30 protein-coding genes and 1 other RNA gene are annotated in these 24,782 nt (G+C 34.9%); 22 read left to right on the top strand and 9 right to left on the bottom strand.

Annotation, left to right across the window (positions count from 1 at the left end; genetic code table 11):
- Positions 1-8: 8 nt before the first annotated feature.
- Positions 9-1,373, bottom strand: a complete 1,365-nt coding sequence (locus tag IL45_RS01735; RefSeq protein ID WP_200875664.1) for a peptide-N-glycosidase F-related protein — start codon at positions 1,371-1,373, stop codon at positions 9-11.
- Between the two features lie 191 nt (positions 1,374-1,564).
- Here IL45_RS01735 and ffh point away from each other — a divergent pair, with 191 nt between their 5' ends.
- Positions 1,565-2,893 (top strand): signal recognition particle protein, encoded by a 1,329-nt coding sequence (ffh, locus tag IL45_RS01730; protein WP_036579517.1) that lies wholly within the window; start codon positions 1,565-1,567, stop codon positions 2,891-2,893.
- Between the two features lie 180 nt (positions 2,894-3,073).
- Positions 3,074-3,961 (top strand): bifunctional 5,10-methylenetetrahydrofolate dehydrogenase/5,10-methenyltetrahydrofolate cyclohydrolase, encoded by an 888-nt coding sequence (locus IL45_RS01725; RefSeq protein WP_036579514.1) that lies wholly within the window; start codon positions 3,074-3,076, stop codon positions 3,959-3,961.
- A 74-nt stretch (positions 3,962-4,035) separates the two neighbouring features.
- Here the strand turns inward: IL45_RS01725 and IL45_RS01720 are convergent, their stop codons facing one another.
- Entirely contained in the window at positions 4,036-4,815 is a 780-nt protein-coding gene (locus IL45_RS01720; protein WP_036579745.1) for a hypothetical protein, read from the bottom strand.
- Between the two features lie 33 nt (positions 4,816-4,848).
- Here IL45_RS01720 and IL45_RS01715 point away from each other — a divergent pair, with 33 nt between their 5' ends.
- The 10 genes from IL45_RS01715 (at position 4,849) to IL45_RS01670 (ending at position 12,213) form a co-directional block, all read left to right on the top strand.
- Entirely contained in the window at positions 4,849-5,412 is a 564-nt protein-coding gene (locus IL45_RS01715) for a DUF2059 domain-containing protein (protein WP_036579510.1), read from the top strand.
- Positions 5,412-5,909 (top strand): YkgJ family cysteine cluster protein, encoded by a 498-nt coding sequence (locus tag IL45_RS01710; RefSeq protein WP_036579505.1) that lies wholly within the window; start codon positions 5,412-5,414, stop codon positions 5,907-5,909. The genes IL45_RS01715 and IL45_RS01710 overlap by 1 nt, the downstream gene beginning before the upstream one ends.
- 106 nt (positions 5,910-6,015) lie before the next feature.
- Positions 6,016-6,498 carry a TlpA disulfide reductase family protein gene (locus IL45_RS01705; protein ID WP_036579504.1) on the top strand — a complete coding sequence of 161 codons (483 nt, stop codon included), beginning with the start codon at positions 6,016-6,018 and terminating at the stop codon, positions 6,496-6,498.
- Positions 6,499-6,506: 8 nt separating this feature from the next.
- The gene (locus IL45_RS01700; protein WP_200875663.1) at positions 6,507-7,199 is read left to right on the top strand and encodes a thioredoxin family protein; all 693 of its coding nucleotides are present in this window, start codon (positions 6,507-6,509) and stop codon (positions 7,197-7,199) included.
- Positions 7,200-7,302: 103 nt separating this feature from the next.
- Positions 7,303-8,715, top strand: coding sequence for an MBL fold metallo-hydrolase (locus IL45_RS01695; RefSeq protein WP_036579501.1), 1,413 nt, complete (start codon positions 7,303-7,305; stop codon positions 8,713-8,715).
- A gap of 1 nt (position 8,716) precedes the next feature.
- The gene (locus IL45_RS01690) at positions 8,717-9,025 is read left to right on the top strand and encodes a rhodanese-like domain-containing protein (protein WP_036579497.1); all 309 of its coding nucleotides are present in this window, start codon (positions 8,717-8,719) and stop codon (positions 9,023-9,025) included.
- A gap of 12 nt (positions 9,026-9,037) precedes the next feature.
- Positions 9,038-9,445: a rhodanese-like domain-containing protein gene (locus IL45_RS01685; RefSeq protein WP_036579496.1), complete on the top strand. Its 408-nt coding sequence runs from the start codon at positions 9,038-9,040 to the stop codon at positions 9,443-9,445.
- A 3-nt stretch (positions 9,446-9,448) separates the two neighbouring features.
- Complete coding sequence (kdsA, locus tag IL45_RS01680) at positions 9,449-10,267, top strand: 3-deoxy-8-phosphooctulonate synthase (protein ID WP_036579494.1); 819 nt, start codon at positions 9,449-9,451, stop codon at positions 10,265-10,267.
- 169 nt (positions 10,268-10,436) lie between these two features.
- Entirely contained in the window at positions 10,437-10,928 is a 492-nt protein-coding gene (locus tag IL45_RS01675; protein WP_036579491.1) for a GIN domain-containing protein, read from the top strand.
- A 115-nt stretch (positions 10,929-11,043) separates the two neighbouring features.
- Positions 11,044-12,213, top strand: coding sequence for a cytochrome-c peroxidase (locus tag IL45_RS01670; protein WP_051788608.1), 1,170 nt, complete (start codon positions 11,044-11,046; stop codon positions 12,211-12,213).
- 3 nt (positions 12,214-12,216) lie between these two features.
- Here the strand turns inward: IL45_RS01670 and IL45_RS01665 are convergent, their stop codons facing one another.
- Positions 12,217-12,978 carry a glycoside hydrolase family 25 protein gene (locus tag IL45_RS01665; RefSeq protein WP_235183310.1) on the bottom strand — a complete coding sequence of 254 codons (762 nt, stop codon included), beginning with the start codon at positions 12,976-12,978 and terminating at the stop codon, positions 12,217-12,219.
- Complete coding sequence (locus IL45_RS01660; RefSeq protein ID WP_036579488.1) at positions 12,975-13,343, bottom strand: DUF1801 domain-containing protein; 369 nt, start codon at positions 13,341-13,343, stop codon at positions 12,975-12,977. Before IL45_RS01660 ends, IL45_RS01665 begins: the two co-directional genes overlap by 4 nt.
- Before the next feature lie 135 nt (positions 13,344-13,478).
- On the opposite strand from IL45_RS01660, the gene IL45_RS01655 reads away from it, so the two are divergent.
- The 8 genes from IL45_RS01655 to IL45_RS01615 all read left to right on the top strand — a co-directional run bounded on the left by IL45_RS01655 (position 13,479) and on the right by IL45_RS01615 (position 18,960).
- Complete coding sequence (locus tag IL45_RS01655) at positions 13,479-14,114, top strand: hypothetical protein (RefSeq protein ID WP_036579485.1); 636 nt, start codon at positions 13,479-13,481, stop codon at positions 14,112-14,114.
- 99 nt (positions 14,115-14,213) lie between these two features.
- Positions 14,214-14,966 carry a hypothetical protein gene (locus IL45_RS01650; RefSeq protein WP_036579483.1) on the top strand — a complete coding sequence of 251 codons (753 nt, stop codon included), beginning with the start codon at positions 14,214-14,216 and terminating at the stop codon, positions 14,964-14,966.
- Positions 14,967-14,988: 22 nt separating this feature from the next.
- Positions 14,989-15,279, top strand: coding sequence for a winged helix-turn-helix domain-containing protein (locus tag IL45_RS01645; protein ID WP_036579481.1), 291 nt, complete (start codon positions 14,989-14,991; stop codon positions 15,277-15,279).
- Between the two features lie 91 nt (positions 15,280-15,370).
- A complete protein-coding gene (locus IL45_RS01640; RefSeq protein ID WP_051788607.1) occupies positions 15,371-15,883 on the top strand; it encodes a Coq4 family protein in 513 nt (170 codons plus the stop codon).
- The gene (locus IL45_RS01635; RefSeq protein WP_036579474.1) at positions 15,880-17,295 is read left to right on the top strand and encodes a DUF4153 domain-containing protein; all 1,416 of its coding nucleotides are present in this window, start codon (positions 15,880-15,882) and stop codon (positions 17,293-17,295) included. The genes IL45_RS01640 and IL45_RS01635 overlap by 4 nt, the downstream gene beginning before the upstream one ends.
- A 312-nt stretch (positions 17,296-17,607) precedes the next feature.
- The gene (locus IL45_RS01625; RefSeq protein WP_036579471.1) at positions 17,608-17,916 is read left to right on the top strand and encodes a hypothetical protein; all 309 of its coding nucleotides are present in this window, start codon (positions 17,608-17,610) and stop codon (positions 17,914-17,916) included.
- Positions 17,913-18,590, top strand: a complete 678-nt coding sequence (locus IL45_RS01620; protein WP_051788606.1) for a DUF1361 domain-containing protein — start codon at positions 17,913-17,915, stop codon at positions 18,588-18,590. Before IL45_RS01625 ends, IL45_RS01620 begins: the two co-directional genes overlap by 4 nt.
- A complete protein-coding gene (locus IL45_RS01615; protein ID WP_036579470.1) occupies positions 18,574-18,960 on the top strand; it encodes a ribosomal maturation YjgA family protein in 387 nt (128 codons plus the stop codon). The genes IL45_RS01620 and IL45_RS01615 overlap by 17 nt, the downstream gene beginning before the upstream one ends.
- 84 nt (positions 18,961-19,044) lie before the next feature.
- On the opposite strand, the gene IL45_RS01610 is transcribed toward IL45_RS01615, so the two are convergent.
- The gene (locus IL45_RS01610; protein WP_036579469.1) at positions 19,045-20,268 is read right to left on the bottom strand and encodes an NAD(P)-dependent oxidoreductase; all 1,224 of its coding nucleotides are present in this window, start codon (positions 20,266-20,268) and stop codon (positions 19,045-19,047) included.
- Between the two features lie 169 nt (positions 20,269-20,437).
- Here IL45_RS01610 and IL45_RS01605 point away from each other — a divergent pair, with 169 nt between their 5' ends.
- On the top strand, positions 20,438-20,842 hold the full coding sequence (locus IL45_RS01605; RefSeq protein WP_036579730.1) for a plastocyanin/azurin family copper-binding protein: 405 nt from the start codon (positions 20,438-20,440) through the stop codon (positions 20,840-20,842).
- Between the two features lie 175 nt (positions 20,843-21,017).
- Positions 21,018-21,416: a transfer-messenger RNA gene (gene ssrA, locus IL45_RS14900) on the top strand.
- A gap of 317 nt (positions 21,417-21,733) precedes the next feature.
- Here the strand turns inward: ssrA and IL45_RS01600 are convergent.
- The 4 genes from IL45_RS01600 to uxaC all read right to left on the bottom strand — a co-directional run.
- Positions 21,734-22,174, bottom strand: a complete 441-nt coding sequence (locus tag IL45_RS01600) for a hypothetical protein (RefSeq protein WP_036579467.1) — start codon at positions 22,172-22,174, stop codon at positions 21,734-21,736.
- Positions 22,164-23,195 carry an RHS repeat domain-containing protein gene (locus tag IL45_RS01595; RefSeq protein ID WP_036579465.1) on the bottom strand — a complete coding sequence of 344 codons (1,032 nt, stop codon included), beginning with the start codon at positions 23,193-23,195 and terminating at the stop codon, positions 22,164-22,166. The genes IL45_RS01600 and IL45_RS01595 overlap by 11 nt, the downstream gene beginning before the upstream one ends.
- Positions 23,196-23,285: 90 nt before the next feature.
- The gene (locus IL45_RS01590) at positions 23,286-23,543 is read right to left on the bottom strand and encodes a hypothetical protein (RefSeq protein ID WP_036579464.1); all 258 of its coding nucleotides are present in this window, start codon (positions 23,541-23,543) and stop codon (positions 23,286-23,288) included.
- Between the two features lie 137 nt (positions 23,544-23,680).
- A partial coding sequence (gene uxaC / locus IL45_RS01585; RefSeq protein ID WP_200875662.1) for a glucuronate isomerase occupies positions 23,681-24,782 on the bottom strand: 1,102 nt, incomplete at its 5' end.

The raw sequence follows: 24,782 nt of genomic DNA, 5'->3' as shown, positions 1-24,782 counted from the left end.
AGAAATACTTAATCTACCACAACTGCGCGGGATATAGGAGTATCACTTTTCACGATAACAAATGTTGATATTGGGTAAAAAGAATTATCTGTAGTCGTATTAGTCCAGTTTTCAAAACCATATTCAAAGGTAAAAGTTGTACCTGCCATACTGGATGTAAATGAGTCTATTCTCGTAGGTACTTCCATTCCCGGACACCATCCAGCTCGATCTGGAGTCCAGTTTCCAGGTGCTTGATTGCTAACTGGATTAGAAGCACATCCCAGAGGACCCAGATTATGCTGAAACATATTTGCGCCGTTAATACTTACACTATGCGTTCTATAGCACCATTCAGCACAAGTACGACCATCTGGATCACCAGACGCTGCTTGTCCCCATCCAGATATTATAGTACGCAAATGTGTGCTTTGGGCATTTGAAGGAATGTTAATCGAACGTGTAAGATCAAAGGCATGTGCGACACCGTATGGTACACCTGCTTGTGAGCCATTATCATAATTAAGAACTCTAGTGATCCCATAATATTGATAATCTGGTGTTCCCTCTATATAATCAAAATCCACACTAACTTCATAGCCTTTTGCATTCCAGCACTCAGTTCTTATTCTCAATTCAACGTTACCGGTTAACATTGATTTAAAATCAGTGACATCAAATTCAAATCCTCTAGGCAACTGACTGTTATCATTCCAGTATGGTGTTATAAATCTAGCCATTTCATAACGCTCTCCAGACAAAGGATCCGTTACTTTTACATTTGCAAAAACATCCCACTCATCACATCCTCCTGATGGACAGGTAAGTTTTACATACATTTTTATTGCCTCTATATTACTTAGGTCATTATGGAGATTAAATGTCTGAACAGATGTTTGATTAAATCCACCACCAAAGGCGACTCTAGTTCTATTAAAGGTTAGATAGTTATGTATCACTGGTGTACCTGACCCATTAAGTGTTATTACGATATCGTCTGCTATGTCGGTAGTTTGAATAACGATATTTTCTTGAAACGTATTTATGGCATCTGGAATGAATCTAACAAAAATCAAACTTGAAGTAGTAAGGACAGGTAAGCTTAGTTGAGTAGAAAATGTAGAACCATCCACCGACAATTCAAATGGACTAGTCGTTGTAAGATTGATGTCACTACTTAAATTTGTATGGCTTAAAGTAAAAGACTTCAATTGTGAATTTTGACCTACTTGAGTATCTTCAAAAGACAGACTACTCAATGAGGCTGTTAATGATGGCGTATTTCCAGAACCATTTGATCCTGTATCATCATTCTCTTCAGAACTACATTGAATAAAAAATAAAGCAAATAAAAAAACAGCGAGGTATTTAATCGATTTTAAAATTTTATTCATGTCGTAAAGTTTATGTTTAGTGCAATTTAAAACAAATTTCTAGGAGTACTCAAGGTTAGTTTTCATACTTTATTAAAAATGAACAAATCATATTTAATAAGGTAGAACATTGATAACAAAAGCTTTATAATAACTTGAACTTAAAGCGCCTAAATGGTATCTTTGCAAACTTCAAAAAATGAGTCAATAATATGTTTGATAATTTAACTGACAAACTCGATAAAGCCATGCACGTCCTTAAAGGACATGGAAGCATTACCGAAGTAAACGTTGCAGATACTCTCAAAGAAATACGTCGCGCCCTTGTGGATGCCGATGTAAACTATAAAATAGCCAAAGAATTTACCTCTCGCGCTAAAGAAAAAGCATTAGGTCAAGGCGTACTTACAACTCTTAAACCAGGTCAACTTCTTACTAAAATTGTAAAAGATGAACTTACAGAGTTAATGGGTGGTGATGTTACTGGACTTAACTTAACCGGTAATCCTACTGTTATTTTAATGTCAGGTTTACAAGGTTCTGGTAAAACAACTTTTTCAGGTAAACTTGCCAACTTCTTAAAAACTAAAAAGAGTAAAAGACCTCTTTTAGTAGCTTGTGATATTTATCGTCCTGCGGCAATCGATCAATTACACGTTGTCGGTGAAAGTGTCGGTGTTGAAGTATACTCTAATCGAGAGGAAAAAGATCCTGTAAAGATTTCTGAAGCCGCTATTTCTCATGCCAAACAGAATGGCTTTAATGTGGTTATAATTGATACAGCAGGTCGTCTTGCGGTTGATGAACAAATGATGACTGAAATTGCAAATGTGCATGCTGCAGTTAAACCTCAAGAAACACTTTTTGTAGTTGACTCTATGACAGGTCAGGATGCTGTTAATACTGCCAAAGCATTTAATGAACGATTAAACTTTGATGGTGTTATACTTACTAAACTAGATGGTGACACACGTGGTGGTGCTGCATTATCTATTAAATCTGTTGTTGATAAACCTATTAAATTCATAGGTACTGGTGAGAAGATGGAAGCTATTGATGTTTTCTACCCATCTCGTATGGCTGATCGTATTCTGGGAATGGGTGATGTTGTTTCTCTTGTAGAGCGCGCTCAAGAACAGTTTGATGAAGAGCAAGCTCGTAAATTGAGTAAAAAAATTGCTAAAAATCAATTTGGCTTTGATGATTTCTTATCACAGATACAGCAAATCAAGAAGATGGGTAACATGAAAGATTTAATGGGTATGATTCCAGGTGCTGGAAAAATGCTTAAAGATGTTGATATAGATGATGATGCTTTTAAAGGTATAGAAGCTATAATTCATTCTATGACTATAGAAGAAAGAACACGTCCACAAGTGATTAACGGATCTCGTAAAAAAAGAATCGCAAAAGGTAGTGGTACTACCGTTACTGAAGTCAACCAACTGCTTAAGCAGTTTGACCAGATGAGCAAAATGATGAAAATGATGCAAGGCGGTAAAGGTAAAGCCATGATGAATGCTCTAGGAAAAATGAGATAACCATTTTATATTTTAGATATTTGAAAGTCCTAGGTTCACACTTAGGACTTTTTTTTGTGACACAAATATTCGTACGCAATCCTTATCGTTAACAAGTAGATAATAAGTGTATCGATTAAAATTTTAAAATTCGATTCTTATGATTGAATTTTACAACATCATAAACCAGCACACATAACTATGATTATTCTCGACGGAAAAAAAACAAGTAATGATATCAAGAACGAGATTACAGAAATCGTTCAAGAAATGAAGAATAATGGCGAGAAAGTACCTCATCTAGCTGCAGTAATCGTAGGAAATGATGGAGCCAGTCTTACCTACGTAGGTTCTAAAGTACGTGCATGTGAACGAGTGGGATTTGAAAGCACAATGGTACGTATGCCTAATACAACTAGCGAAACCGAACTGCTTAAAGAAATAGAAAAACTTAATAGCAACCCAGATATTGATGGCTTTATAGTTCAGTTACCTCTTCCAAAACAAATTGATACTCAAAAAGTATTAATGGCTGTAGATCCTGATAAGGATGTAGATGGCTTCCACCCTACAAACTTTGGTAGAATGGCATTGGACATGAGCACCTTTATCCCAGCAACACCATTTGGAATTCTTGAATTACTAGACCGTTACAATGTAGATACACAGGGAAAACACACTGTTGTGATAGGCCGTTCTCATATTGTAGGTAGACCTATGAGTATACTAATGGGAAGAAAAGGTTTTCCTGGTAACTCAACTGTAACATTAACACACAGCCACACAAAAAATATTACTCAAATCACATCACAAGCTGATATCATCATTACCGCATTGGGCGTACCTGGATTTTTAAAAGCAGAAATGGTAAAAGATGATGCAGTCATTATTGATGTAGGTATCACACGTGTTCCCGATGAATCTCGTGAACGAGGTTATTACATAACTGGAGATGTGGACTATGAAAATGTCTCTAAAAAAGCAAGTCACATAACACCTGTACCTGGTGGTGTGGGACCCATGACTATTGCTATGCTACTTAAAAACACATTACTGGCAAGAGAAAGACACAGAGCTGCTAACAGGTAAGCTTCCAGCTCCAATCAAAAAGTCCTACATATGTAAATATGTAGGACTTTATTTTTAATAATTAATAATAGTTTTTATTTTCCGCCATTTGCTTGCAAGTCTGCGATACATTGAGCATCTAACTGCGCTATTCCCGATCCCATGATATTCATCATATCTAATGGATTAAAAGTTTCTAATTGTGCACTCATTAAACAACCATCGACATCACAATGTGCGCTATTTGATTGGTCTTCATGATCAGATTGTAATGGAGTACCTATGTTCACTAACCCCATGATGTGGGCAAACTCATGTTCATATACTGCTGTTTCTACATTGACTCTACTAGGCTCATTAAAGCCACCGCTCAACTCTTCAATAGTTTTTTGAAACATCACTAAAGATGTATTTCTGTATGCTGTACCTAAAATAACACTATTACCTGAGTCATTTTCACTTGATTGATCAGCAAATAAGACAAAAATAGTAAGAGTGTCATCTAAACTAAACTGTGTTCTTATATCATCTTCTAATTGACGTACTTCTGCAATCGAATAAGTCCCCAAACTTTGTGCAGGAATCTCTCTTTCTACAATAGAGATTCCACCAGGTTTATGTAAGCGATTATTTAAAAAAAACAATAAATTATTGAGCGACGCTTGTTCTGGTCTAAAACCATCAACATACACTGCTTCAATAACGATCTTTGTAAATCGAGTATCACTTAATAGTTCATTTGCACTTGCACCTGTATAAAGCGTGTAAGAAAATTGACTACTATCTCCATTATTATCCTGATCTTTGTCTGAACTACACGCATTTAAACCGGCAAGGATGATTAAAAGGCATAATAATTGAAATATCTTTTTCATATTGTATATTTTCACCCAAATTAAAATTAAATAATGAAACATTCTATTAAATTACTCCTAACACTTCTTGTTTTTTCCGCTTTCGCGAAAGCGCAATCTGGAGAATCCTACCAATCCTTAATGATGAAGTATTTTGAAGTAAGCGGTATAGATACTGAGTACAATGCAGCCTATGATGGTATGATGCAAATGTTTAAAGATGCTTATCAAACTCAAGATGTGCCTGCATCTGTTTGGCAAAAGTATGATGCAAACAAAACAGCTTCTGTAGCAAAGCTTAAAGGAATTCTAGCTAGTGAGTATCGCAGTATTTTTGATGACAAACAAGATTTAGTCAATTTGATTAACTTTTATACTTCTAAAGCTGGTAAGCAATTAAAGTCTAATCCTAACGCTATGAGTGAAGAGGACAAACTTGCATATGAGGCTTTTAGGGTATCTAATACAGGTACTAAACTATTCGGTCGCATGGACCGCATTAATAAAGCTAAAGAAACAGCAAGTGTTTACTGGTCTCGTGAGCTTTTTTGTCAGGTAACAGGCGAATTAAAGGAAATGGGATATTCTAGTTCAATGCCTATGGGAAGTTGTAATTAATGGAAGATTTTTTAAAATCGCTCCCACAACTTGCTGCTCAAAAGAAAAAGGAGAATCAAGCTTATTTCAAAAAGCTTAAAAAAAAGGCTCCCAAAAATTTAGATAATCGCATGCAAGAACTGCATGATGAAACTTTTGAAGAAGTCGATTGTCTATCATGCGCAAACTGCTGTAAAACAACCGGCCCTTTATTCACACATAAAGACATTGATAGAATAGCAAAGCATTTTAGAATGAAACCTAGCGATTTTATCGACCAATTTTTGCGTATTGATGAAGATAAAGATTACGTATTGCAACAGGTGCCTTGCCATTTTCTAGGAGCAGATAACTACTGTTCTATCTATGATGTACGGCCTAAAGCATGTCGTGAGTATCCACATACAGACCGACGTAAAATATACCAAATAGGTAATCTGACAGTAAAAAATACTGCTATATGTCCCGCCACATATAAAATAGTAGAAAAAATGAAAGCCTCAATTTCAATGAATTGAGGCTATTATTTTCTATAGAACATTACGTTGGCAGATTTTAACAAGCAAATGCTAATCATAGTTAAAATAAATCGAGAATTCATACACCTTATATATATTTGAAATGATGAAAAAATATTTCCCATTTATATTATTGCTTATTATAACTGCATGCAGCAAGCCCGAACCACAGAAAGCCGCAGTAATTGGCATTGAAGATATTGCATCTTTAACAAGTAATTATCCTGATAAGATACAAGTCATTAATTTTTGGGCAACCTGGTGCAAGCCATGTGTTGATGAATTACCAGCTTTTGAAAAATTAAAAGCTACCTATGGTGATCAAATAGAAGTTATCTTAATATCACTAGATGATGTTGAAAATTTAGAATCTAAAGTAAATCCATTCCTAGAAAAGCATAATATACAATCTCAAGTAAGATTACTAGATTACCCATATGCGGCAGAATATATACCTATGGTAGATCCACACTGGGATGGAGCTATACCTGTAACATTAATAAAATATAAGAAAGAGCACAAATTTTATAACCAAAGTTTTGAATTCAAAGAATTAGATTTTGAAGTCGCTGCTCTATTAGAAAAATAATAAATAAAATGAAAACACTTAAAGTATTAACTGTTGTAGCCATCGTGGCACTAGTGGGCATTTTGGTTAGTGGCGTACTTAACTTTGGATCCACATCCATGGAAGATAATGAAATAGAAAGTGCTGTTAACAAATCTAATGTGATAGATCAGGCACCAGTTAGAAAAGGTTATGACATCGGTGACAAGGCGACTGATTTTAACCTACAAAATGTTGATGATAAAATAGTCTCACTTAAAGACTTCAATGATGCAGAAGGTTTTATCGTGATTTTCACTTGCAATCACTGCCCATACTCAGTAGCTTATGAAGATAGAATTATAGCACTCGATAAAGAGTTTAAAGGACAAGGCTATCCTGTCATCGCTATTAACCCTAATAACCCAGAATCATACCCAGAGGACAGTTTTGACAACATGAAAATAAGAGCTAGAGAAAAAGGTTTCACATTCCCGTATCTTTTTGATGCTGGTCAAAAAATATATCCTCAATATGGGGCAACTAAAACACCTCATGTCTTTTTACTACAAAAGGAAGGTGCCGATAACATTGTAAAATACATAGGCGCAATCGACGATAATCACAAAGATGCAAAGGCTATTAAAAATGACTATTTGCGCAATGCCGTCACTGATTTAATCAATGGTCAAGAAATTAAAATGACTAAGACAGTGGCTATAGGCTGTTCTATTAAAAGTTAGTCACCATAAATTTCATTGATACAGAACCCGTGTTTATACATGGGTTTTCTTATTTGGTAAACTGTCAAAATTGTATTTTTGCAAAAAGAATAGATTACCCAACATGATTTTAGAACAACATTATACTAAATGTCTAGCTCAAGGTGCTTACTACATTGCATCAGCTGGCGAGGCTGTAATTATAGATCCATTAAGAGAAGTACAACAATACATCGATCGTGCGGCAAAAGATAACGTGACCATAAAATACGTGTTTCTTACGCACTTTCATGCAGACTTTGTTTCTGGTCATGTAGATTTAGCAGATAAAACTGGTGCAACGATTGTTTTAGGACCCAATGCCGAGACTAGTTACGCTTTCGCGAAAGCGGAACACGGAGAAGTCTTTAAAGTAGGTGATGTTACTTTTACTCTTCTACACACTCCTGGACATACCATGGAATCTTCTTGTTATTTATTAAAGGATGAAGAAGGAACGGCTAAAGCTATTTTTACTGGTGACACCTTATTTATAGGTGATGTAGGACGACCAGATCTTGCTGCAAAATCAGATTTGAGCACAGAAGATCTAGCTGGTCATCTTTATGATTCTTTACGTACTGAAATCATGCCGCTACCTGATGATATTATTGTTTATCCGGCGCATGGTGCAGGAAGTGCTTGTGGTAAAAGTATGAGTAAAGAAACTTTTGATACGCTAGGTAATCAAAAGAAAACAAATTATGCCCTTGCTAAAGATTTAAGTAAAGACGATTTTATTAAAGAATTAACGACTGGTATTGCTCCACCACCAGCATATTTCCCAAAGAATGTATGGATGAATAAAGGAGTCAATTCTAGTATCGATGAGATTATTGCTAGAGGAAATACACCTATGAATGCCGTGTCGTTTAAGGCACTTGTCGATGATAATGAATACTTAGTTCTAGATGTAAGATCGCCACAAGAGTATACTGCATCTAGCATTCCAGGATCTTGGTTTATAGGTTTGGATGGACAGTTTGCCCCATGGATTGGTGCTTTAATTGAAGACATAGATCAGAAAATTATTTTTATTGCACCTAAAGGACGAGAAGAAGAAACTGTTACCAGACTTGCGCGCGTTGGTTATGATAATGCCCTAGGTTATTTAGATGGTGGTTTAGATGCATGGAAGGAAGCTGGATTTGAGACGCAGCAAATCGAAAATATTACAGCCCAGCAATTTATTGATGGCTTATCTAATGACATCTCAAATCCTATAGATGCTCGTAAGCAAGGAGAATATAATACTGCTCATGTAGAAGGCGTCCCACTATATACCTTAGACAATATTCATTCAGACGTTAATTTGCTAGATACCAATAAAACATATCATGTATATTGTGGTGGTGGATATCGCTCTGTGATATTTGCTAGCATTGCGGCCGCAAATGGCATAAAAAATGTGGTTAACGTAGAAGGTGGCTTTGGAGCCATAAAAAAGACTAATTTAGGAACTCAAAAAATTACTGAACCAACAAGTTGTTCACTTTAATATGAAAGACATTACAAAACAAGAATGGAAGGAACTTACTGCATCAGATGATAATGCGGTAATTATAGATGTACGAACTGCAGATGAAGTTGCAGAAGGTATGATTCCTAATGCATTACACCACGATATTTTCCAACCACAAGAACTCATGGCAGCACTTGAAGAAATGGATAAGTCTAAAAATTACTATATCTACTGCCGTAGCGGTGGACGCAGTGGTCAGGCTTGTCAAATTATGAATCAAATGGGCTTTGAAACAACTTATAATCTTTTAGGCGGTTTTAGTGAGTGGGATGGCGATGTTGCTTAACCTATATATGAAATGAAAAAATTAATTCTTTTATTCAGCTTAATCTGTACAATTGCTTTAACTCAAAGCTGCTTTGAAGCTAAAGCTGGTACGGTTGAACTAGTAAGCTCTGAAGAGGCTGCAGATATCATAAAATCGCAATCAGCACAATTAGTTGATGTACGTAGTAAGGTTGAGTATGATGCTGGTCATATCGCTGGCGCTATTAACATTCCTGTAGACAGTGAAAATCTAAATGAAATCATCGCCGGACTTAATGACAAAGAACCTGTTCTGGTTTATTGTAACGGTGGACGACAAAGTGCTCAATGTGCTAAGATTTTAGAAGATAAAGGATTTATTAAAATATTTGATCTCGATGGTGGTTTAAGTAAATGGACCACTAGCGGTAGAGAGATCGTTTTAAAAACTAACGAATAACAAATGCAATTATCTGACATTCCACAAATCAAGCATGTAGATGCTGACAATTTCTTTTTACTTGCTGGCCCATGTGCCATTGAAGGAGAAGACATGGCACTGCGCATCGCAGAAAAAGTGGTCAAAATCACTGATAAGCTCAATATCCCTTATGTATTTAAAGGAAGTTTTAAGAAAGCTAATCGCAGCCGTATAGATAGCTTTACTGGTATAGGTGATGAGAAAGCGCTTAAGATATTGCGCAAGGTTTCTGAAACCTTTAAAGTACCTACTGTTACAGATATCCATGAGGTTTCTGATGCTGCTATGGCTGCAGAATATGTAGACATTCTACAAATCCCGGCTTTTTTAGTAAGGCAAACAGACCTAGTAGTTGCTGCTGCACAAACTGGTAAAGTCGTGAATCTTAAGAAGGGACAATTTATGTCACCAGAAGCTATGAAACATGCCGTTCAAAAGGTGAAAGATTCTGGTAGCGATAAAGCATGGATTACAGATCGTGGGACTATGTTTGGTTATCAAGATATGATTGTAGACTTTAGAGGTATACCGACCATGCGCGAGTTTGCGCCTACGGTATTAGATGTGACACATAGTTTACAACAGCCCAATCAAACAAGTGGTGTCACTGGTGGTCGTCCAGATATGATAGAAACTATTGCACGCGCAGGAATTGTAAATCATGTAGATGGTTTATTCATTGAAACTCATTTTGATCCTGCAAATGCTAAAAGTGATGGAGCCAACATGTTAGATCTTCAATTTTTAGAAGGTCTATTAACTAGACTGGTAGCTATCAGAAAAACCGTTAATTCTTTTTAAAACAAAATTTTAAATAATAAAAAAAGCCTGCAAATTAATTATTTGCAGGCTTTTTTGTTTAATTAATTATCATTTGTGAAGCAATAGTGTTAAACATTTCCCATTCTGTAACAATGCAAAAAATGTGGAGTCCTATTTTATATACATCTAACAACTAAAACTTTACATTATGAAAAATTACATTTTTATTGCAACGTTCTTTATGGCATTTATAGGATTTGCACAGACCAGTATGGAAGTAGAATCCTTTTCAAAAATTAAAATTGAAGCTGACGCACAAATTGAAATTGTTTACTCACCAAAAGATCAAGTGATGTTTAATGTGGATGAAGATCTACTCAAAGACTTTACAATCTCATCAGATAATGGTTCCTTAACCATTAAACAAAATGGAGCTTCTATAGCAGGATTAAAAATACGTATTTACACCAACCAACTTAAAGGTATGGCTGTAAATGGAAACGGTAATGTAACCTTAACAAAGTTTGCTTCTATGAATAATTTATACTTATCCATGAAAGGTTCTTATACGGTTGATACTGGCGATGCTAAGATTAAAAACTTTATAATATCAAGAGATGCTAACAGTAAAGCCATTCATGAAAATGCAGTAGAAGTTAAAGAAAGCGTCAACGGATCCTTACTTGTAGTAAATGGATAACATTTATTTGCTCTAATTATTAACTAAAAGCCCTTTCTTTAAAAGAAAGGGCTTTTTATTTTCAATCGATTTATTTTAAACTTTGTAATACATTAGTAGTCATAAAGAAAAAATCATGAAGATCAAATTTTACTTACTACTCTCTGTTTTTGTAATCATGGTTTCTTGTCAAAACGAAAAAGATGAATATATCCCTACAGACCAGGTAATATTGTCTAACGTATTTGGAAGTAAAATTGATTTAAATAACCTGGAAAGCTATCAAAATAATAACATTCCATCTTATATAAGATTTTCTAATCGAGGAAATGCCATAGAAAATGATAAGGCAACATTAGGTAGAATTCTTTTCTATGATACAAAACTATCTACTAATAATAGTATCTCTTGTGCCAGCTGTCACCAGCAAGAACACGCGTTTAGCGATACTAATGTAGCTAGCACTGGTGTAAATGGGATGACATCGCGCCACAGTATGAGATTAGTTAATGTCGGATTCCAACCTGGAACTAACTTCTTCTGGAATGAAAGAGTTAACTCTCTAGAAAGCCAGGTTACAGAACCCATAAAAGACCATGCTGAAATGGGTTTTAGTGGTGAGAACGGCGCACCTACATTTAACGATTTATTACTTAAATTATCAGATACAGATTACTATCAAGTATTATTCAATCATATTTATGGAGATCCGTTAATAACAGAAGAACGATTACAGGAGTGTTTATCCCAGTTTGTTTTGAGCATACAATCATTTGATTCTAGATATGATGATGGATTACTAGCAACGGGAAATCCAGGACCAGCTTTCCCTAATTATAACATGTCAGAAAATCGCGGTAAATTTCTATTCACGACGACACCAGTTAATGGTGGCGCTGGTTGTGTAAGTTGCCATGTGCCGCCAGAATTTGCAATAAAAAATAACATTCACAATAATGGTGTTATTGCGACTATTGCAGATCCTAACGTTTTTGATCACGATAATACCAGGTCGCCCAGTTTAAGAGATCTTGAAAACCCAGAAGGCTTTATCAATGGACCACTTATGCATAATGGATCCTTTAATACCTTACTAGAAATGGTGGAGCATTACAACTCAATAGATATGACTAATCAGCAATTGTTAGATCCTCTTTTATTTGATAGCGTTGGACCTAATGGCCCAATAGGTCAACAATTACAACTATCAGAAAGCGATAAAACAGCACTCATTAATTTTCTTAAAACGCTGACTGGAAATGATATTTATACTAATCCTAAATGGAGTGATCCTTTTGTAAATTAAATTTTAAGGAACAAGTAAGGCTTCAAAATCATGTTGTGAACCTTGAAATACATTTCCATCCACTAAGGTTTTAATGCCATCTACTGGAAAACGATCGCTGTACTGCCAGAAATCCCACGAGATACGTGGTGCATTAACTCGATTGTAATTTGCAATCCACACTCTAGGATATTCTTCAAAATAAGAATCTGGTTTAAGGATATCCCTGTAGAAAGCCTCACCACTATATATAATGGGTTTCACACCATAATGATCCTCGATAATTGCAATCCAGTTCTTAAGACCTTTTCTTAAAGAAGCTTTATTCTGCACATTAGACATATCCTCGATATCTAATACAGGTGGTAAATCACCTTTATTTAACACCACTTGATTTTTAAAAACAGCAGCTTGCTTAGCACTATTTACATCACTCCAGTAATAATGATAAGCTCCTTTTTTAATTTGGGATTTTGTCGCACCAGTCCAGTTTTCTTTAAACCTTTTATCCTTTTCGGTTCCTACAACAGCTCTTATAAAAACAAAATCAATTTGCTTTGTACTATCTGGATGTTTAACATTATTCCATTTAATAGCACCTTGATGATGAGAAACATCTATACCATGTATCGCATATTTTTTGATGTGATCACTCTTATAAACCATTGAGGCATCGTACTTATTCAAATTATAATACCAGCGATATATAGGCCTTTTATATTGGAATAATAGAATAGATATAATGCCAATTATTAAGAATATGAACCACCATTTTTTATAATTCATTTCTTCTTTTTATGGTTAATACGTATCTCTTTGAGTTCTAATAATGTTTCAATAACCATCTGATCATCGATTTCTTCTAAGGTTTCAAATCGCAATGATCGCAACATTTTTCTTCCTTCACCGGCGATTAATTTACCATGTTGATTAGTCAATTCATTACCATAGGACATTCCTAGATCAACAAATATTTTCCTGAAATTAAAGAAACAAAACATCGTTTTATCGTCAAGATAATAAAATGGTAAATGCCATTTATATTTCAGTTGTGCCTCAGGAATAGTCGACTCTACCAGTAATTGTAGATGCAGCATTATCGAGCGATAAGGCTCTGGAGAACAGTTAATATAATCGTGTGCGGGATTCATGCTATAAAGCTATTTCTTTTTACGCTTTCGCGAAAGCGTAATCAACACCACTTCTCTACTCTAATAAAATAATCAATAAAAAATATGATTAATTCAGTAAAATACGTTTACTTTGTATTTCAAAGTACTTTTATTATGACTAAAGATAAAGTTTTAGACGACTTAAAAGAAATCAGATCCATCATGGACAAGTCGACACGTTTTATATCGCTTTCTGGTATGAGTGGTGTCATGGCTGGTTTTTATGCGCTGATAGGTAGTATTGTTGGTTATTTTGTGATAGAAAATGCACGTGAACGTGGTTATACAGATACGTTAGACAGTTTATTGAGTACACCATGGGAACGTAACCCATCACTTCAAATACTAGTTATTGCCGGTATTGTTTTATTTATGGCTGTTGTAACGGCCTTTTTCTTAACTAAGATTAAAGCAGCCAAATACAAACAAAAAATATGGAATAAACAATCTATAAGACTGGTAGTTAACTTTCTAGCACCACTAACAATAGGTGGTTTATTTACTCTGGCGTTATTACAATATGGATTGTTATTTTTAGTAGCACCTGCCATGCTAGTCTTTTATGGAATAGCCTGTATGAATGCAGCAAAATATACTTTAGGAACTGTCAAATATCTAGGATTAAGTTGTGCTATTCTGGGTCTAATTAATACACAGTTTATAGGTTATGGATTGTACTTTTGGGCTGCTGGATTTGGATTGTGTCATATCATTTATGGCGCTGTGATGTATTATAAATATGATCGATAGGTTGAGTGGGCAGTAGGCAAAAAACGCAGTCTAATCCTGCACAATCGAGAACAGGTTACAAAACAATAAAGTCATTAAAATATAATTCCATTTAGAATTATGAAAAAAGTTTTTAAAATTACATTACTAATAGTTACATTAACGCTAATAGCAACTTCATGTAATACCGAGAGCAAACCACAAGTTGTTATCGATGAGAATACCGTTGCAGAGGATTTTGTGATACAAGAAGATACCACGATGGTTAAAGTTTTAAGTCTTCCCGTTTATATCGATAGTACTCAATACATTTATCACCCTACAAAGTTATTAAGCAATCGAACCAAAAATGATAGCCGAAGATTTTCAATAAGTAAAAACTCTTACGAATCAGGGAATAGTAATAGTAAATACTCTCATTATAGATTCAATGGTCAGTATGCTGGTTTTGCAGTTGAAAATATAAAAACAGGTGAAATTATTAAAATTACTGATCAAGAAATTAACTTTTCTAACGTCAAGATATACAACAAGCTAGAATACAATCCTAGAGTAGAATTTGTACTCTACGAAGGTCACGATCTGGATACAAACAAAGATGAAAGATTAAATCACCGTGACGTTTCAGCTTTGTTCATTAGTAATTTAGATGGAAGTAAATTCAAGAAACTAAGTGTTGACTTTGAAGAATATTTATCCTATTCCTTTCTCGTCGCAAACGATAAACTTTATTTTCAAACTGTAAAAGATTTGAATGGAGATGGAAAGTATGAAATTGATGATGAATACCTTAATTACGTAGTGGACCTGATTAAAGAGGACAAACAAGCGATACGTTATGACACTGAACCAGCATTCAAACAGAACCAATAACTAAAAAACGATAACTCTCTCAATGAGTCTTATTAATAAATTAAATAAAGCATTTGATCATCGCATTAGACTAGGCATTATGTCTGTTCTAGTGGTGAACGATCATGCCGATTTTAAAGAGCTTAAAGAGTTGTTAGATGTTACAGATGGTAACCTTGCAAGTCATGCCAAAGCTCTTGAAAAAGAAGAATATATAAGAGTAGAAAAAAGTTTCATAGGTCGTAAGCCTAATACTAAATATATCGCTACAGATGTAGGCAAACTAGAGTTTAAAAAGCATATCGCTGCCCTAGAAAAATTATTAGGTGGATAACATACTTGCCTAAAATCCTATCAACGCTGTAACACAACTAAAAAATGAAAATCACACTGTCAATTTATTGCTCGCTCTAAGCCTATATATTATGAAATCTATTTTTTTATCTTTTTACTTTGAAATACAAAGTACTTTAAAATACCTAAGAGAACTTTTAGTGAGTTTAGGATTTACCATATCTAGCAAAATGTATGTCTTTTTTAAAAAGGGAACATCATGGCATCTTCAGACAACGCAACTACTGTCCTACCCTAAGAATAGTTTAGGATTTCATCTAGGTTGCTTTTTATTAAAACACAAATTTGAACCTCAACCACGTTGTGAGGATCATGACGTTTTTCATGTTCTAACGGGTTATAAAGTAGACACTGCACAGGAAATCGCAATGCAGTTTTGGTTATGGGGCAACGGTAAGCGTAGTCCATTTGTAGCTCTTGCAATGCTTATTGGTCTACTACTTTATCTGGACTGTTATGACAGCTTTACTAGAGCATATTTAAAAGGTCAATATTCTAAAGCTATACATCATATTGATTTCAGCCAACATCTATCATCACCTATATCAAATTTTAAAACTAACAATAATATTATCTCATCATGAAAAAGACCATCGTCATTATCTTAGGCGGCATCACATTTGCCACTCTATTTTACAACCACTTTCTAGGGTTAAATACAGCAGTTTATGCTCTATTTCTTATCATAGCGCTTGCTGTAATGAATACTAGATCACTTCTTAAGCCTACCATTATTGCCAGTGCGGCTGGAATGATTGCCTCTTCCATTGCTATTATAATGCATGGATCTGGCATGGCTGTAATGTGTTACTTCTTATCTGTGTTTTTATTTATAGGAATGGTTGCTAGCTCTCAAGCGAGTATTTACACGAGCTGGTTTAATGGATTATACAATCTGTTTTTTGGAATGTTCCATGACTTTATTTTCAATATCCAAAAAATTAAAGAAGAGCCTACATCTACTTATGCAGTAAGTCAGATTATTAAAATCACCGTCATTCCTATTCTATTGATTATTTTATTTTCTTACCTATATAGTCTTGCTAATCCAGTTTTTGCAGAGTGGCTCGCATTTATAGATCTCAGCTTTATAGATGGATTATGGTTTTTCACAGCTATACTAGGCGGTTTTATCATGGGGAATATTGCACAGCCTAATGCGATTGATCCTTTAACTGAAAATGATATCAAAACTGACAACTTTTTAAAATCTAAAGAACTAGAAAATCCAGAAATTGAAAAAGCTAAAAATGAATTACAACTAGGTACGTTCTCCATTAGTGCGCTTAATATCCTACTGGTCATTGTATTGATTACAGAGCTGATGTTTATTTTAAATATCAAGGATTTTGCAGCATCAGAATTAAGCGATGCGGTTCACTCTGGTGTTTATGCCAGCATTGTAAGCATCATTCTAGCCGTGGTGATTATTGCTATATTTTTTCGCGGAAGCATCAACTTTATAAGAGAAAACGGAACTCTTAAAACACTCACTTTTATATGGATAGGGCTTAATTCCCTATTAATCGCCAGCATATTTACAAAGACTTATTTATACATAGATCAATATGGGTTATCCATGAAGCGCATAGGTGTTGTGGTGTATCTTACCTTATGTTTAATAGGACTATTTACTACTTTTTTAAAGGTACAACACCAACTAAACTTTGTGTATTTATGGCGCCGTAATCTAGCGGTAAGTTTTGTGATTATCTCCATATTTTCATTATTCAATTGGTCTGCTATTGTTACAGATTACAATCTCAATAATGATTTTGTAGATCATAAACAGTTAGAAAGATTATTACCACAAAATGCTTTGATCCTTAAAAAGCATGGATTATATGACGATGCACAACAGCTCAATAATAGTTTAGGATATAGTTCTGCACGATACTGGGAAGAACATTTTACAAATCGTCAATGGCAAGATTTTAATTATATCGCTTATCAAATTAAGAAGGAAAATAATCAAGATGCTCAAAGCAATCCATAATAGGCTAGCCTTATGTGAAAGAATAAACTCTTATGGAATTAAGACTGCCTTACTAACCTTTATTTATATGATGGTAATAGGTTCTGGTTATATATTAACCCATTTGGACTTTTTTATCGCTTTTATTTTATTGGGAATATTTATTGGTATAATCATCAATGGAATCATGATGATAGCTGTTTTAATTCAACTATTAAGAAATGTGAATCGGACGATTGAAACTTTATTTACCATTTACATTTTACTACTTAATATACCGATGGCGTTCCTTCTCATATTTCTCAACGACTTTTTAAACCAACATTTTTATTCATGAACTATTTAAAAGAATTAACTCCTGTCAATCGATTTGCACATTGGACAGCTATCGTCAGTTTTTGTTTAGGCACTCTATCATTCCTATCGTATTTAATATTTAAACAAAGTGATTTAATAGAGATAGGCCTAGGTTACATCGTCATAGCTGTGGTGTGCAACATCATTGTTCTCGTAATGATTATGATAGCAGCTTTAAGCCAGAAAACATCATTTAAAGAAACTGCTTATACGATAGGCGTATTGCTAGCTAATATACCTATAGCCTTTCTCTACTTTATAATAATAGTTGAATTTGCAATATGAAAACACTAATCATTAATCGCTTTAAAGAGCTAAGCATTTTATTAATGCTTAGTTTAACTAGTATCGTACTTCTTGCCATGCGCATAAAAATCACACACGACTTTTATATGCTATTTCTAGTCTGGAATCTTTTTCTAGCAATACTACCCTATGTTATTAGTTTATGGTTAGAAACAAGCATAGCTAGTACGTACTATAAAAGAACTCATAAATGGTTGACCATACCTATTTTTACCATATGGCTGCTCATTTTACCTAATGCTCCTTACATCATTACTGATTTAATACACATTAGAAACGCAAGCGGTGCTTTTCTTATATATGATAGTATTCTTATCGCTAGTTTTGCTATTACCGGTTGCTGGGCTGGCTTTATGAGTTTACATCAAATGATAAACAGCCTAAGCTCTATGCATATTATTAAAAGAGAGGTACACAAAACTGTACTGCCATATCTTATCCTATTTCTAAGCGCCATTGGCATATATTTAGGTCGTGATTTAAGGTGGAATAGTTGGGATATCATCCAGCAACCAGCTAAGCTTTTTACAGACACTTTATCTATTTTTATGCATCCGTTAACACACCAGACAGCTTGGTTACAAATCATACCTATGAGTCTATTTTTAATGGTCCTCTATAAACTATTTCTTCAACATGAGACGAAGTACTAAAAGACATTATGCTATTCTAACGATAGTTATCTTTTTAATAGAAGTCTTCATAGCGCTTTATATTAATGATTCTTTCATACGACCATTTCTAGGAGATGTGCTAGTTGTTGGATTGATTTATTGCGCAGTAATGGCCATTACATCATATCGAGTGGTAATAGTAGCTATCGGCACATTAATTTTTAGCTATATGGTAGAGTTAGCACAATATGCACAAGTAGTTGATCTACTAGGATTAAGTGACAACAAATGGGCTAGAATTATCATAGGCACTAGTTTCTCATGGTGGGATATGGTGTGTTACACCATAGGGTTTATAATCATTTTACTAATTGAGAAGAATAAAAGAATTATGAAAATTAGTCAATAACGCTTTCGCGAAAGCGTTATTAAAAATTAGACTCATAAAAAAAGCGAGCTTAGGCTCGCTTTTTTTATGTACAGTTTTTAGTCCTTAATCATCGCCGTCCACAAAATCTTGTAAATAAGAAAATCTTTCTGTTAAAGTACCTTCGCTAGTGGTCATTTGTGCTCGTTCTAATATTCCATTCTTATCACCATTAAAAAATGCAGGAATCACGTGCTTCTCAAACATCTCACCAAAACCTTCACTCGCATCCTTAGGCAATTCACAAGGCAGGTTATCTACAGCCATAACGGTTATAGCGCCGGCTGTTTTAAATGGCACCTCTTTTTCGGTAGAAGCATCATAGGCATATATGGGATCTGCAATCGTGCTAGGTCTTATGGTACATGCAATAGGACCGTCAATATCACAACTCACGTCTGCAACAAGATTTATTTTAAAATCAGCAGCCCTCATATCTTCTCTCGTAAAAAAGTATGGCGCTCCATTACCATAAAAATGACCAGTAATCAACATATCGGTAACTTTGGCATATTTCATAAAGTCACTCTTCAACAATTCTGGATTATTATAGCACTCTGTTTTTGTAGGCTTATAACCATCTTTACGCGTGTAATAATCCATTACGTCTAACTGCGTATACACAGTTTGCACATTATTAAACTGCCCTAATTGTAAATATTCTTTAGGTTTTAAAGCATGTATATGTAATTCTTCCAGCACTTCTATAATTCCACCGGCAACTTTTCCCACTCCAGTCATTGCAATGTTAATAGGTGGTAAATCACATTTAATGCGATGCAACTCTGCTTTAAGCGATTTATAATCTGGCAAGTTTTCTACCTTAGGTAATTCAAACAGTCCATCGCGCAAACCTAGTGCACGGAAACCATTATAAGCTCCTACAATGCCGGCATATCTACCAAAACCTATTAATCTTGCTCCGTTCTTTTTTACAATCGTCTCATGATCATAAAGCTCAATTTTTTTGTTTAAGATTGCTCTTAACAACTCTCTATTGTAGGGTTGCTTTTTAATGGTGTGCGAAAAGAAAAAATATTTTTTATTTGGAATCAAAGCATCCATAGGTACTTCTTTCACTCCTATCATTACATCGGCATTGCTCACATCTTCTTGAACTGTGATACCACTAGCAGCATATTGTGCGTCACTGAAAATTCTAATGGGAGAAGACTCTACTGTGAATTCCGCTTTCGCGAAAGCATGATTCAAACGACCTAACTGCTCTGGAGTAAACACTACTCTCCTATCTGGCGGACTCTTTCTCTCTCTAATTATGGCAAATTTCATAGCGGTATTTTAATGTAGCAATATAAGGAAATCAAGTAAAACCTTTCTATGGGGAATTATAGTCAATGAGTCGGGAAATATGATACAAATTTGAAGAGTAGCATCGATGCATCTTTGCCATGTAATTAAAGATAACCGCCTAGTAATAAGGCATAAAAAAAACAATATCATGAAAAAAGTAATCGCATTTTTAACCATCGCACTAGCATTAACAGCAACTTCTCAAGCGCAACACAGCATGAAGAAAGATAAGATGATGGATGCTCCTGTAAAAACAATTGCATTAGAACAAGTAGCTGGCGAATTTGTGCAAAAAGAAATTAAAGTAAATCCTGGAACTTATGTATTTACAGTAACCAATAATGAGGTGGGACACGATGTAGGTTTTGTACTTGTGAAAAAAGGAGATGATATCTCTAACCCAAAGAATCATATTCAAACCGCATATGTAACGCAAGCTGTAGCCACTGGTCAGACGCAATCATCACAGGCAACAACATTGAGCGCAGGTTCTTACTATTATTTTTGCCCATTAAACCCTACGGCGACAGATAATTTATTAATTGTTGAGTAACTCTATGTAGTTCCCCATAGATATAGAGTATACTCTTGATCCCAACTCGCTGCTGAGTTGGGATTTTTTTTATTTCTTTTGGCATAGTTTTTACTACTGTTACAGTGGCTAATAATTATATTTGCAATCGCTTTGGTTTTGAGTCCTGGACTTAAAAAAGAAGTATAGACAATTTGGGGTCGACTGGTTTTGACAGCGAGACCGAGTTAATTGTAAGCATGTAGAGCGCTGGGAAACAGCTCTTAAATCTCATTTTTCATCTTTTTTAAACGGCGAGAATAACTACGCCCTAGCTGCATAATCCGAATTACAGTAGGATAGTGCCTCGGTCTACAAGGTAGACAAGCAGGAAATCTCTCAGCAGCCTTGATTTACGGCGACTGATTATGAGATTTCGTAAAAGTAAATCTATCCTCATCAGGGCTTTGATGTTGAGGAGAAACTCGATTGAAGACAAGCGTTACTTTGGTAGTTTCTAACCGGTGTAACGACTGAAATTAAATGGAAACTAAACATGTAGAAGGCCGTTAAATCGCTCGTTTGGACGAGAGTTCGATTCTCTCCGACTCCACAATTAGCCTCATAATCAATTGATTATGAGGCTTTTGTATTTTTGGGTGACAATTTGGTTGACAATTTTATTCACTTTAAGTAATTAAACTAGACATTATCTAGCACCATAATAATAATTCCCAGTTTCTCCATCTAGTTCCTTACCATTAAATTTATAAGGCACATTATAGCTGTTCTGATGTTCCTCTACGAGAGTTTCACCAAAAGGAAGGTACTACATATGCTGGGTAACTACTCCATTCATATTTGTAATATACGAAGAACTACCAAAAACTTGAAAGGAATGTAGGTAACAAGGTAACAAATTGAAGACTTTATCTAATTTCTATATTTGATTTGTAAAGTGTCAATATAGGGACTACTAAATTCATTCAACCTTATATTATTATTTTCTAAAAAGTAAGATGTCGAATACATTATGTTAAACGGTTCTCTTGTTTTATCATAACAACCTAATTGTATTCGAATTTTGCCATCGTTATTCCTATATTCTTCAATTCTTATATAACGTTTAGAAATTATTAACGTATCTAATAAAAGATTTCGATTATCAAGACAACTTTCAAATCTTAAAAATGTGGATTTATGATTAAATACAATGTGTAGTTTTTCATTTTCACGATAATTTTTAAAAAAATCATTTTCTAAAGTTTCACCAATAACTTTATTCATTATGTCACATTCATCAATCTTACCCTGATTAACGCATGATAAACCAATAAAAAAAACAAGTGCAAGATATAATTCTTTATTTACCATTTTCAATTTGATTAATTAAATTAGTAGCCTCAATTCTTTCAGCCTCTGTACTTTCTATATTGGTCATTTGGCCATAACCTTTGAAAGTATATGAATGATTATCTGTTTGCCATTCACCATTTTCTTGTTGAGTAAAAGTAAATCGTCTACTTCCATAACCTCCTTCAGAATCAGATTCCGAACTGGTTGTTAAAGCCTTGAAAGACATTGTATTTACTTCTTTACCATCTACCTCTGTACAACCATGAACAACTTCACTTGCCAATAAAACTGCATGTCCTTCCATATCGCCAACTTCACCCATAAATACAATATCTCCCAACTCACCCATCGCAATATTTGATACAAATTGGCGATCCTTTCCATTTCCTTTTTTAAACCAGTTCATACCTCCTGTATCATGAGATCGTCCTTTAAATGCACCATTATTTGCTGAAAAACCTGATTTCAGAACATTCATCGTTGAGGAATTTGCTCCATTCATATATGAAGTCCAACAACTTTCGTAACATACGGTTTCAGTAGGAACCACACCTTTTTGATATTTCCAGCCTCCTTTAAATCCATACCATTCGCTAAATCGTATGTTTTTATTTGCCATATTTCTTGCAGCCCATAATAAAGCAGGAATATTTTCTCTACCGTCAGGATCTACATAATTAATCGGGTTGTTTAGTGTATATGCATAGGAAGAATAATCATAATACTTCTCGGCTAGTGGATCCACACTCAACCACTGACTAAATTTAGGATTATAATACCTAGCCCCATAGTAGTAATTCCCAGTTTCACCATCAAATTCCTTACCATTGAATTTAAAAGGCACATTATAACTGTTCTGATGTTCCTCTACGAGAGTTTCACCAAAAGAAAGGTATTCCATGTGTTGGGTTACTACACCGTTCATATTTCTAATATAAGAAGAACTTCCCAAATGATCTGGATGGTACCAGTAGGCATCTATCCATGAAGCTACGTGAGTATAAGAATTTACATCACCTTCTCTCACAGGTGAAGACATTGTAAATGGTTGTTCTAAACTTGCATAGGTATCTGATAGTGCCGTATGTTACTCTTGAGCAATAATATCAGCACCATTATCTCTAATTTCTTACTCAAGGCTTGCAAACCAATCTCTTTCTGTAGGATGTAACCCTAAATCTTTTGCTGTACCAATGGTACTATTAATACGTTGTGCATCGAGGTAATAATGTTTGGTATGTCTCACAACGGTATTACCATTTTGAGGTCCACTTCCTTCTTCATAATTAACCGTACAAGCAGTAAGTAATGCACTTGGGTATAGTACATCCCTATGTGTCTCATTTTTAGAAAGACTCTCTGCATTATTAGTAACATCTAATCGCACTGGAATATGTCTTACTACACGTTCTCCACCAGCATCATACGTATAAACAGTAAGTTGATTTTCTATTGAATTATCACTTATCTACACTCTAATCATTACAGAATCTAACTGTTAATTTACGCTTTCGCGAAAGCGTATTATTTATCAAACTCAAAATAATTCACGGCGTTGTGGTAACATATATCACTAACTATTTTCCCTAGCCACTGCTCATCTGCGGGAAGTTCTCCATTGACAACATCATTACCTAATAGATTGCACAGGATGCGACGAAAATACTCATGACGTGGAAAGCTTAAAAAGCTGCGTGAGTCTGTCAACATACCTACAAAAGTGCTTAAAACACCGAGACTAGATAGTGTGTTGAGCTGTTTTTCCATACCATCTTTTTGATCTAAAAACCACCATGCTGCACCATATTGCACTTTACCTCGTATCGTACCATCATTAAAATTGCCGACCATGGTTGCAATCATTTCATTGTCTGCAGGATTGAGATTGTAGATTATGGTTTTAGCCAGTTGATCAGTGCTGTCCAGTTCGTTCAAATAACCACTTATAGACACCGCATGAGAAAAATCACCTATGGAATCAAATCCAGTGTCAGGACCTAATTGGGTTAATAAACGTTTGTTATTATTACGTATCGCGCCTACATGAAATTGTTGCGCCCAGCCGCGTTTGTGATACATTTTACTCAACTCCAGCATCACCTTACCTGCAAAGTATTGTACTTGTGCAACTGATAATTGCTTGCCATTTCTTACTTCTTGAAACAACGTATCAAGATTAAAATCTGCAGTTGTGCTGTGGTAGATTTGTTCCAGACCATAATCTGCAAGACGGCAACCATTCTGGTGGAAATAGTCTACTCGGTTTTCTAGTGCGACTAATAGTGCATCGTAATCATTAATACTGTTACCAGTTACTTCTTCTAGTTGACTTAGATAAGCATTATAACTCACGGCATCTCCTACCCCAAAAGCCTTATCTGGTCTAAATGTAGGCAGGACTTTAGGTGATAATGCTTGAGATTTAATACTGTTGTGATATTCTAGACTATCGATAGGATCGTCAGTAGTACATAATAACTCTATGTTTTGTTGCTGTAACAAACCTAACGTGCTGTGAGAAGATTGCTGGAGTAAGTCATTTGTTTTCTCGTAAGTCGCTGCAGCATTATTTTCTGTGAGAAGCTCTTTAACACCAAAGTAACGCTCTAATTCTAAATGCGTCCAA

This window comes from Nonlabens ulvanivorans (assembly GCF_000732625.1).
Classification (GTDB): Bacteria; Bacteroidota; Bacteroidia; order Flavobacteriales; family Flavobacteriaceae; genus Nonlabens; species Nonlabens ulvanivorans.
The sequence above is the reverse complement of the archived record's forward strand: the minus strand, read 5'-3'. Positions and strand labels throughout refer to the sequence as shown.